This window comes from Sphingomonas sp. (assembly GCF_039595165.1).
Classification (GTDB): domain Bacteria; phylum Pseudomonadota; class Alphaproteobacteria; order Sphingomonadales; family Sphingomonadaceae; genus Sphingomonas.
Map to the genome: position 1 here is coordinate 1 of NZ_JBCNMA010000123.1, position 9,816 is coordinate 9,816.

General features: G+C 66.8%; 12 protein-coding genes and 1 pseudogene. 4 read left to right on the plus strand and 9 right to left on the minus strand.

Annotated features, from left to right (window positions below):
• Positions 1 to 496 (plus strand): annotated as a pseudogene (locus ABDV68_RS15880) (ferredoxin--NADP reductase); the annotation flags it as partial.
• A 332-nt stretch (positions 497 to 828) separates the two neighbouring features.
• Here the strand turns inward: ABDV68_RS15880 and ABDV68_RS15885 are convergent.
• Positions 829 to 1,797, minus strand: coding sequence for a threonine/serine dehydratase (locus ABDV68_RS15885; RefSeq protein WP_343521076.1), 969 nt, complete (start codon positions 1,795 to 1,797; stop codon positions 829 to 831).
• Between the two features lie 150 nt (positions 1,798 to 1,947).
• Here ABDV68_RS15885 and ABDV68_RS15890 point away from each other — a divergent pair, with 150 nt between their 5' ends.
• Positions 1,948 to 3,156, plus strand: coding sequence for a type III PLP-dependent enzyme (locus ABDV68_RS15890; RefSeq protein WP_343521077.1), 1,209 nt, complete (start codon positions 1,948 to 1,950; stop codon positions 3,154 to 3,156).
• Positions 3,157 to 3,379: 223 nt separating this feature from the next.
• Positions 3,380 to 3,823 (plus strand): VOC family protein, encoded by a 444-nt coding sequence (locus tag ABDV68_RS15895; protein ID WP_343521078.1) that lies wholly within the window; start codon positions 3,380 to 3,382, stop codon positions 3,821 to 3,823.
• Between the two features lie 43 nt (positions 3,824 to 3,866).
• Here ABDV68_RS15895 and ABDV68_RS15900 read toward each other — a convergent pair whose 3' ends face one another.
• On the minus strand, positions 3,867 to 4,823 hold the full coding sequence (locus tag ABDV68_RS15900; RefSeq protein WP_343521079.1) for a DMT family transporter: 957 nt from the start codon (positions 4,821 to 4,823) through the stop codon (positions 3,867 to 3,869).
• A gap of 95 nt (positions 4,824 to 4,918) precedes the next feature.
• Between ABDV68_RS15900 and ABDV68_RS15905 the strand changes: the two genes are divergently transcribed.
• Positions 4,919 to 5,404, plus strand: a complete 486-nt coding sequence (locus tag ABDV68_RS15905; RefSeq protein ID WP_343521080.1) for an Lrp/AsnC family transcriptional regulator — start codon at positions 4,919 to 4,921, stop codon at positions 5,402 to 5,404.
• 63 nt (positions 5,405 to 5,467) lie between these two features.
• Here ABDV68_RS15905 and ABDV68_RS15910 read toward each other — a convergent pair whose 3' ends face one another.
• From ABDV68_RS15910 to ABDV68_RS15940, 7 genes are all read right to left on the minus strand, one after another.
• Positions 5,468 to 6,121, minus strand: a complete 654-nt coding sequence (locus tag ABDV68_RS15910; RefSeq protein WP_343521081.1) for an adenylate kinase — start codon at positions 6,119 to 6,121, stop codon at positions 5,468 to 5,470.
• Positions 6,122 to 6,149: 28 nt separating this feature from the next.
• A complete protein-coding gene (gene secY, locus ABDV68_RS15915; protein WP_343521082.1) occupies positions 6,150 to 7,508 on the minus strand; it encodes a preprotein translocase subunit SecY in 1,359 nt (452 codons plus the stop codon).
• A gap of 116 nt (positions 7,509 to 7,624) precedes the next feature.
• Positions 7,625 to 8,161, minus strand: coding sequence for a 50S ribosomal protein L15 (gene rplO, locus ABDV68_RS15920; RefSeq protein WP_343521083.1), 537 nt, complete (start codon positions 8,159 to 8,161; stop codon positions 7,625 to 7,627).
• Between the two features lie 100 nt (positions 8,162 to 8,261).
• Positions 8,262 to 8,441 (minus strand): 50S ribosomal protein L30, encoded by a 180-nt coding sequence (gene rpmD, locus ABDV68_RS15925; protein WP_310037213.1) that lies wholly within the window; start codon positions 8,439 to 8,441, stop codon positions 8,262 to 8,264.
• A 5-nt stretch (positions 8,442 to 8,446) separates the two neighbouring features.
• Positions 8,447 to 9,148: a 30S ribosomal protein S5 gene (gene rpsE / locus ABDV68_RS15930; protein ID WP_343521084.1), complete on the minus strand. Its 702-nt coding sequence runs from the start codon at positions 9,146 to 9,148 to the stop codon at positions 8,447 to 8,449.
• Between the two features lie 2 nt (positions 9,149 to 9,150).
• Positions 9,151 to 9,507, minus strand: a complete 357-nt coding sequence (rplR, locus tag ABDV68_RS15935) for a 50S ribosomal protein L18 (RefSeq protein ID WP_343521085.1) — start codon at positions 9,505 to 9,507, stop codon at positions 9,151 to 9,153.
• The coding region (locus ABDV68_RS15940) for a 50S ribosomal protein L6 (RefSeq protein WP_343521086.1) at positions 9,507 to 9,816 on the minus strand (310 nt) is incomplete at its 5' end. The genes ABDV68_RS15940 and rplR, both read right to left, overlap by 1 nt.

Here is a 9,816-nt window from a genome sequence, read left to right on the forward strand (position 1 = left end):
GCCGACCGGCACGCTCGTCACCGACGCGCTGCTGCCCGGCAAGCGCCTGTTCTTCCTGTCGACCGGCACCGGCCTCGCGCCGTTCCTCAGCCTCGCGCGCGACCCCGACGTCTACGACATGTTCAATCAGGTCCTGCTGGTCCATTCGGTGCGCCGCGTCAGCGACCTCGCCTTCCGCACCGAGCTCGAGGCGCAGCTCGCCGGCGACCCGCTGGTGCAGGACCAGGCGCTGCTCCAGTTCGGCTATCTGCCGACCGTGACGCGCGAGCCCTTCCCGACTTGCCAGCGCATCGGCGCGCTGATCGAGAACGGCGCGCTGTTCGGCCCGCAGATGGGCGGCGAGAAGCGCCTCGACCCGGAGACCGACCGCATCATGCTGTGCGGCAGCATGGAGATGATCAAGGACCTCTCCGCGATGCTCGACGGGTTGGGCTTCGAGGAAGGCTCGAACGCCAAGCCGGGTCATTATGTGATCGAGCGCGCGTTCGTCGGATGAGGCGGACGCGGCGGCGCTGATTGGGCGATCGCTGCTGCGCTGCTGCTCTCCACCTTGTCCCCTGCCTCGCCCGCCTACGCCCGTCCTGCGGCATCACGATCGGCAGAGGCGCCTCCCCCAGCGGTCCCGCATGTCTTCCAGAATGGGCATCGGATCCTACTGCGGCTGTCTTGGATCAATCCACAGGGCAAGCAGGTTGCTCAGCGAAGCCTATTTCGGCCGAAATGACTTCTTTCCGTTCGCGCGCGCCGATCTCGCCACCTACGATCCGGACGGCGAACGCCTGATCGCGCGATTATGGCGACAGGCTATCCGGCGATCGAGGCTGGCGCTCAGTCGCTGGAACCCAGCACCCTCGCATAGGCCTCCGGATCGGCATTGCCACCCGACAGTACCACCAGCGTATCGGGCGTCGGGTCGACCTTCCCGGCCAGCAGCGCGGCGAGCGCCACCGATCCGCCCGGCTCGACCACCAGCCGCAGTTTCCGCGCTGCCCAGCGCTGCGCCGTACGCACCTCGGCCTCACTCACGGTCACCCCGCTCGCGTCGCGCCGAGACAGCACGTCGAAGGTGAGCGGCGAGGGCTCGAAGGTCTGCAACGCGTCGCACGCGGTCGGCGGCGGCGAATCGCCGACCGATTCGATCCAGCCATTGGCGAGGCTGCGGCACATGTCGTCCCAGCCCTCGGGCTCGACGATCGTGGTTTCCGCCTCGGGCAGCGCCAGCGTCACGCCCGCCGCAAGCCCGCCGCCGCCGCACGGCACCACCACTTGACCCGGATCGGGCAGCCGCATCTCGGCGCATTGGGTCAGCACCTCGATCGCCAGGCTGCCCTGCCCCTCGATGATCCAGGGGTCGTCGAACGGCGGCACCAGCGTGGCACCGCGGGCGTGAGCGAGATGCGCGGCGATCTTGGTACGGTCCTCCTTCATCCGGTCATAGACGACCACCTCGGCGCCCAATGCCAGCGTCGCCTCGCGCTTCGCTGCGGGCGCGTCGGCGGGCATCACGATCACGGCCGGCATGCCGAGCCGCCGCGCCGCCCACGCCACGCCCTGCGCGTGATTGCCCGAGGAGAAGGCGACCACGCCCTTGTCCTTGTGCTCAGGCGCGATCGCGGTGAGCCGATGCCACGCACCGCGGATCTTGAACGCGCCGATCGGCTGCAGACACTCGGCCTTGAACATTACCGGAATCCCCCGGATTTCCGCCACCAGCAGCGGCGTGGACGGCAGGATCGCCGCCACCTTGGCCGCCGCGTCGCGTACTCCCGCCCGAGTTGGCTGTCGCAAAATCGTCACAAATCACCCCGCATCGAAAAAACGGACCCCGAATCGCTTTACAAGGGGGACCCCCGACCCTATGTGACCGCTCCGCTGCCCCATGGGACTTCCACCGCAAGGCAGTGTTTTTTCACCGTACGCCGGCAAGGCAATTGGAGGTCCCTTGAGTTGCACAAGCATCATAGCGCGCTGGGGCTAGCGAAAGCCCTTCGTCCCGTCGAGCCGGTAACGCTCGTTCGTCCGCACGCCGCGAAGCGAGCTGCCCGATTCTTCGTCGAGAAGTTTCCCGGGACGGTTCTCTATGCCGTGAAGGCGAATCCCTCCCCCGAACTGCTTCAGATCCTGTGGGACAGCGGCGTGACGCATTACGACGTCGCGTCGATCGGCGAGGTGCGCATGGCGCGCCGCGCTTTGCCCAAGGCGACTCTGTGCTTCATGCACCCGGTCAAGGCCGAGGAAGCGATCGAGGAAGCGTATTTCGTCCACGGCGTGCGCACCTTCAGCCTCGACACGATGGACGAGCTCGAGAAGATCGTGCGCGCCACCCGGGGTGCGCAGGACTTGAACCTGTGCGTACGCATCCGCGTGTCGTCGGACCACTCGAAGCTCAGCCTCGCCGCCAAGTTCGGTGCCGAGCCCGAGGACGTGGCCGAACTGCTGGTCGCGACTCGCCAGGCGGCGGACGCGCTCGGCATCTGCTTCCATGTCGGTTCGCAGGCGATGACCCCGGCCGCCTATGCCGAGGCGATGGAGCGCGTGCGCGCGGCGATTGTCGCCTCGTCGGTCACGGTCGACATCGTCGATGTCGGCGGGGGCTTCCCCTCGACCTATCCCGGGATGGAGCCGCCGCCGCTCGAGGCCTATTTCGGCGTGATCCACAACGCGTTCGAGAACCTGCCGATCTCGTACAGCGCCGAGCTGTGGTGCGAGCCGGGCCGGGCGCTGTGCGCCGAGTACAGCAGCCTGATCGTGCGCGTCGAAAAGCGTCGCGGCGACGAGCTCTACATCAACGACGGCGCCTATGGCGCGCTGTTCGATGCGGCGCATGTCGGCTGGCGCTTCCCGGTCCGCCTGCTGCGTGAAGGCGTGGATGCGGAGACGGCGGAGTTCAGCTTCTACGGCCCGACCTGTGACGATCTCGATCACATGGCCGGTCCGTTCGAGCTGCCGGCGGACGTGCAGGCGGGCGACTATATCGAGGTCGGCATGCTCGGCGCCTATGGCGCGGCGATGCGCACGGCGTTCAACGGCTTCGGCTCGGACATCGTCCACGAGGTGACCGACGAGCCGATGGACACGCTCTATTCGGGCATCGCGATCGAGCGCCCGAGCAACGTCGTCCGCATGGACCAGTTCAAGCGCCGCGCGCGCCGCTGAACTCGCAGCCGGACCCGAGAACAGGGCCGTCGTCCTCCGGGACGGCGGCCCTTCTCATTTCGTCGGCAGCATGAGCCCGCATTTGCGGCGCGCGGCGAACGTATCCGTCACCCAAGGTCCGACATGAAAACGCAGCTTGATCGGTTATAAGAACGCGCGGGTCGGCAGGGACGGGCGGTCGACGACCCGACCAGCCCGGACCGAATCACGAGAGGAGGCTGTAATGAAAATTGTGACGAGCCTGAGTTTCCAAGGCCAGTGCCGCGAAGCTTTCGAATTCTACGCCCAAGTCCTCGGCGGCAAGATTACCGCCGCAATGCCCTATGGCGAAGGCCCTCCCGACATGCCGGTCGGCGAGCAGTATAAGGACTGGCTGATGCACGCCTGGCTCGACGTCGGCGACCAGTCGATCATGGGCGCGGACATGGACACCGACTGGGCGCCCAACATCGACAAGCCCAAGAACGGCTTCGACGTCACGCTGCATACCGAAGACAAGGCCGAGGCGCAGCGCTGGTTCGACGCGCTGTCGGACGGCGGCCGCGTGGTGATGCCGTTCGCCGAGACCTTCTGGTCGCCGGGCTTCGGCTCGCTGGTCGACAAGTTCGGCGTGCCGTGGATGGTCAACACCAATCCGACAGGTGACTGGAGCCCGCCGCAGGGCTGAGGCCGAACGAACCGGGCCGCCGTCCTGCAGGAGGGCGGCCCTTTCAATGCGGCGCAAGGCGGGACGCGTGCCGGCGGTGCGCCGCGATGCACGCGAGCACGCTCGCCACCACCAGTCCGAACGCGGCGATCTCCAGGGGCAGCGGCAGCCGATGCTCCCACATGAAGCCATAGAGCAGTGCGAACAGCGTCTCGAACAGGATCATCTGCCCCGCCAGCGTCAGCGGCAGTAGCCGGCTCGCCCGGTTCCACAGCGCGTTGCCGAGGATCGACGCCACCAGCGCGACGCCGATCGACACGGCCGCGAACTGCAACCACGCGGCGGCGCTGTGGCTGGTCGGCTCGAACAGGATCGTGACCGGAATCAGAGCGACTGCCTGAGCGCCGGTAACGAGGCCGGTGAGCAAGCTCCAGTCATGCGCCGACACCCGGTCGAGCCGCGCCAGGCAACGGCTATTGCCGACGGCATAGGCGGTCCACGACATGAGCGCGCCGATCGCGCAGAGTAGCCCGGCGAGTTGCGTCCCTGCCGGTTCAGCGACCGCCTGCCAGCCGATGCAGAGCGTGCCCGCGGCGCACAGCAGCAGCGACGGCGCGAGCGTCCGCAGCGGCACCGCGCCATGGTCGCGGCTGCCGATGATCGTCACCGCTACGGGCAGGAATCCGATCACGAGCGAGGTCATCGCGATCCCGCCCATCTGCACCGCACCCGACAGCAGCACATAGTAGAGCGTGTTGCCGGCCAGCGAGAGCCATGCCAGCGCCAGCCACTCACGGCGCGTGAGGAGCGCCGCGAGCGCTCGCCAGCGCGGCGCGATCAGCGCGGCCGACAGCAGCCCGTAGGCGAAGTAGCGCCCGATCGCGAGCTGGAGCGGGGTGAAGGCGCGTGCCAGCTCCGGGGCGAGGAACACCAGCCCCCACAGCGCCCCGGCGCCGACCCCGCAGAGCACCCCCAGGAAGATCCGGCTGGTCCCGGACTGCGGCGTGACGGCTAGGTGCATGATCGTACTCGCTGTGGCGACCGGCGCGGAGATAGCAGCGCAGGAACGGGATTTGCGCCCTTGATCGGGGCCTCGAATGCAACAAAAACTCGCTTATGGCCCGATCGCCCTCCGTAAAGCGTTCGCTGGACCGCTTCGACCGCGCGATCCTGCGCATCGTCCAGCGCGACAACAAGACACCGCAGCGCCGCATCGCCGAGGCGGTGAACCTCTCCGCAGCAGCCGTGCAGCGGCGCATCGCGGCGATGGAGGCGGCGGGAGTCATCGATCGCAATATCGCGATCGTCGATACGCGCGCGGTCGCGATGACGATCACCGCGATCGTCGAGGTCCGGATGATCAACGAGCATCGCGAGACCGCCGACGCCGCGAGGGCGCTCTTCACCGCCACGCCCGAAGTGCAGCAATGCTATTACGTCACCGGCGGGATCAGCTTCGTGCTGGTGATCGTCGCGCCGGACATGCCAAGCTACGAGGCGCTCACCCGCCGCCTGTTCAACGAGAATGAAGCCGTGGCGAGCTTCCGCAGCCTGCTCGCGCTCGACCGCGTCAAGACCGGCTGCGAGATCGTCATTCCGTAAGGGACCACGGCGCCAAGGAAAAAGGGAGCCGAAGCCCCTTCCCTTGCGACCTGGGGCTAAGCCTCAGGCCCTTCCGTCAAGGATCGCCTCGATCGCCTCGGTCACCTCGGCGATGTCGGCCATGCCGTCCACGCGCTTCACCAGGCCGCGCGCGTCGTAGATCGGCAGGATCGGCGCGGTCTTGGCGCGATACTCGGCCATGCGCGTGCGCACCGTTTCCTCATTGTCGTCGGGGCGGCGCTTGAACTCGGTCCCGCCGCACTGGTCGCACTTGCCCTCGACCTTGGGCAGCTTGAACTTGTCGTGGTAGCCCTCGCCGCAGGTCGCGCAGGTGAAGCGGCCGGTGATTCGCTCGACCAGCGCGTCCTCGTCCACCACCAGCTCGATCACATGGTCGAGCTCGCGGCCGCGCGCGGCCATCAGTTCGTCGAGCAGCTCGGCTTGGCGCGCGGTGCGCGGATAGCCGTCGAAGATGATTCCCGTATCGGCACCGAGCTTGTCCATATGCTCGCCCAGGATCTGCGCCATCAGCTCGTCCGGAAAGAACTTGCCCGCCTTCATGATCTCGTCGGCGAGCTTGCCGACCTCGGTGCCTTCCTTGACCGCGGCGCGCAGGATGTCCCCGGTCGAGAGCTGGACCATGCCGCGCTCGTCCTCGAGCCGCGATGCCTGGGTTCCCTTGCCTGCCCCCGGGGGGCCCAACAGGATGATGTTCAAACCGCTTCCCCTATTATGCCGCTCCGTCTCAGCGAAGGCGGCCGCCCTTCAGCTTCGCCTTCTTGATCAGGTCGCCATATTGGTGCGCCAGCAAGTGCGACTGGATCTGGGTCACCGTGTCCATCGTCACGTTGACCACGATCAGCAGGCTGGTGCCGCCGAGATAGAAGGGGATCGCGAGCGCCGACACAAGATATTCCGGCAGCAGGCAGATCACGGTGAGGTACGCTGCACCGATCACGGTGATGCGCGTCAGCACGTAATCGAAATAGGCCTCGGTATTCTTGCCCGGGCGGATGCCGGGGATGAACCCGCCATATTTCTTGAGATTGTCGGCCGTCTCCTCGGGGTTGAACACCACAGCGGTGTAGAAGAACGAGAAGAAGATGATGCCGGCGCCGTAGAGCAGCATGTACACCAGGCTGCCGTGCTGCAGATACTGGTTGAGGCTGATCACGAAATCGCCCCACCAGCCCTGGCCCGCCTGTTGCTGGCCGGCGAACTGGCTGATCGTCAGCGGCATCAGCAGCAGCGAGCTGGCGAAGATCGGTGGGATCACGCCCGCGGTGTTGATCTTGAGCGGCAGGTGGCTGCGCTCCGACTGTACGCCGCGCTGCGTCTGTCGCTTGGGATATTGGATCAGGATGCGCCGCTGGGCGCGCTCCATGAAGCAGATGAACAGTACGAGGCCCGCCACCGCGGCGATGATCGCGACCAGTGTGATCGGGTTCATCGAGCCCGAGCGCCCTCCCTCGAACAGCTGCACCAGCGTCGTGGGCAGATGCGCGACGATGCCGGCCATGATGATCAGCGAGATGCCGTTGCCGACGCCGCGGCTGGTGATCTGCTCGCCCAGCCACATCAGCAGCAGCGTGCCGCCGATCAGGCTGATCACCGCGCCGATGATGAACAGCGGCCCCGGCTGGATCACCGGCGAGATGCCGTTGACCCCGGCCTGCAGCCCCGCGGCGATGACATAGCCCTGCACCGCGGTCAGCGCCACGGTGCCGTAGCGGGTATATTGATTGAGCTTCTTGCGCCCGCTCTCGCCTTCCTTCTTGATCGCGGCGAGGGCCGGCGACAGCGAGGTGGCGAGCTGCACCACGATCGAGGCGGTGATGTAGGGCATCACGCCGAGCGCGATCACGCTCATGCGCTCGAGCGCACCGCCCGAGAAGGTGTTGAAGAAATCGAGCACGCCGCCGCGCGTGTTCTGCGCCAGCAGGTTGAGCTGAGTTGGGTCGATGCCCGGCAGCGGCACATAGCTCAGCATCCGGAAGATGATCAGCGCGCCGAGGGTGAACCACAGGCGCTTCTTGAGTTCGGTGGCCTGGCCGAACTTGGACAGGTTCAGGCCGGAGGCGAGTTGATCGGCTGCGGATGCCATGTGCGCAATATTCCTGGAAACCAAAGCGGCGGGAAAGCGTCAACCGCCGCCCCGCCGCTCATATAGGTCACTGGTGGGTCAGGGCAATGCGGCGCAGCGCCCTGTCCACAGCTAGATCAGGCCTTGCCGGCCTTCTTGGCGGCGATTTCCTTCTGCTTCGAGCGATGCTTGGCAGCATGCTTCTCGGCAGCCGGGACGATTGTCGGGACGGTGACCGAGCCGCCGGCCTTCTCGACCGCCTCGATCGCGCCCTTCGACGCGCCGGCGACGGTGAAGTTCAGCTTGGCCTTGAGCTCGCCCTTGCCGAGCAGGCGCACGCCGTCCTTGCCGCCGCGCGCCAGGCCGACGGCCTTCAGCACTTCGTGGTCGATGTCGGTCGCGGTCAGCTTGCCGGCGTCGACCAGCTTCTGGATCGCGCCCAGATTGACCTCGGCATAGTCCTTGCCGAACGGATTGTTGAAGCCGCGCTTCGGGATGCGCATGTGGAGCGGCATCTGGCCGCCCTCGAAGCCGTTGATCGCGACGCCCGAGCGCGCCTTGGCGCCCTTCTGGCCGCGGCCCGCGGTCTTGCCCTTGCCCGAGCCGATGCCGCGTCCGACGCGCATCCGGCCCTTGCGGGCGCCGTCATTGTCCTTGATGTCGTTGAGTTTCATGTCGTGCACTCGCTTTCGCTTTTGTCGCGCTGGTAAAATCGGAAAGGGGGCCGATAGCCCCCTCCCCTTTGTCTGTCACCTGGAAAAGGTGCCGGAGGCGTCAGCCTTCGACGATCTCGACCATGTGGGGCAGCTTGCGAATCATGCCGCGGACCTCGGGAGTATCCTCGAGCTCGCTGACCTTGTGCATCTTGTTGAGGCCCAGACCGATCAGCGTCGCGCGCTGGTCCTTGGTCCGGCGGATCGGCGAGCCGATCTGCTTTACCTTGATCTTCGCCATCTGCCTTACTCCACGATCGCCGCGGCATCAGCCTCGGCGGTCTGCGAACCGCCACGGCCGAGCAGGTCGGCGATCTTCTTGCCGCGCCGCTGGGCGACCGCCTTCGGCGAAGACTGGTCGTTCAGCGCCTCGAAGGTGGCGCGGATCATGTTGTACGGGTTCGAGGTGCCGACCGACTTGGTCACCACATCGGCAACGCCCAGGCTCTCGAAGACGGCACGCATCGGGCCGCCCGCGATGATGCCGGTGCCCGCAGGCGCCGAGCGGACGGTGACCTGGCCGGCGCCGAAATGGCCCTTGCCGTCATGGTGCAGCGTCCGGCCCTCGCGCAGCGGCACGCGGACCATCTTCTTCTTGGCCGAAGCGGTCGCCTTGCTGATCGCTTCCGGCACTTCGCGCGCCTTGCCATGGCCGAAGCCGACCCGCCCCTTGCCGTCGCCCACGACGACCAGCGCCGCGAAGCCGAAGCGCTTGCCGCCCTTCACGGTCTTCGAGACGCGGTTGATGTGGACCAGCTTCTCGATCAGTTCCTCACCGCCGTCCTCGGCGCCCTGCCCGCGACGATCGTCACGACGGCCACGGCCGCCGCGATCGCCACCGCGGCCACCGCGGTTGTCGCCGCCACGGCCACGGCCACGACGGGGAGCATCGGCTGCACCGGCCTCGGGCGCGCCCTCGACGGGCGCCTGATTCAGTTCGTCAGCCATTCTTAGAACTCCAATCCGCCTTCACGGGCGGCATCCGCCAGCGCCTTGACGCGTCCGTGGAACAGGAAACCGCCACGGTCGAACACCACCTGCGTGACGCCGGCCTTCTTGGCGGCTTCCGCGATGCGGGCGCCGACGGCCTTGGCCGCGTCGATGTTCGCGCCGGTCGAGCCGCGCACGTCCTTCTCCAGCGTCGAAGCGGCGGCGAGGGTCTTGCCCTGCGCGTCGTCGATCACCTGGACGTAGATGTGCTTGCCCGAACGGTGCACGGAAAGCCGCGGACGACTGCCCGAGCGCGCCTTGAGCGCGGTGCGATTGCGGCGGCGCCGCTTCTCGAAGAGAGAGAGACCCTTGCTCATTACTTCTTCTTCCCTTCCTTGCGGAAGATGAACTCGCCCTCGTACTTGATGCCCTTGCCCTTGTAGGGCTCAGGCTTGCGCCAGCGGCGAATTTCGGCCGCGAACTGGCCGACCTTCTGCTTGTCGTTGCCCGAGATCTCGACCGTGGTCTGATCCGGCGTCTTGACCTCGACGCCTTCCGGCACGTCGAGATCGACGTCGTGCGAATAGCCGAGCTGAAGCTTGAGCTTCTTGCCCTGCGCGTTCGCGCGATAGCCGACGCCGGTGATCAGCAGCTTCTTCGAGAAGCCGTCGGTCACCCCGGTCACC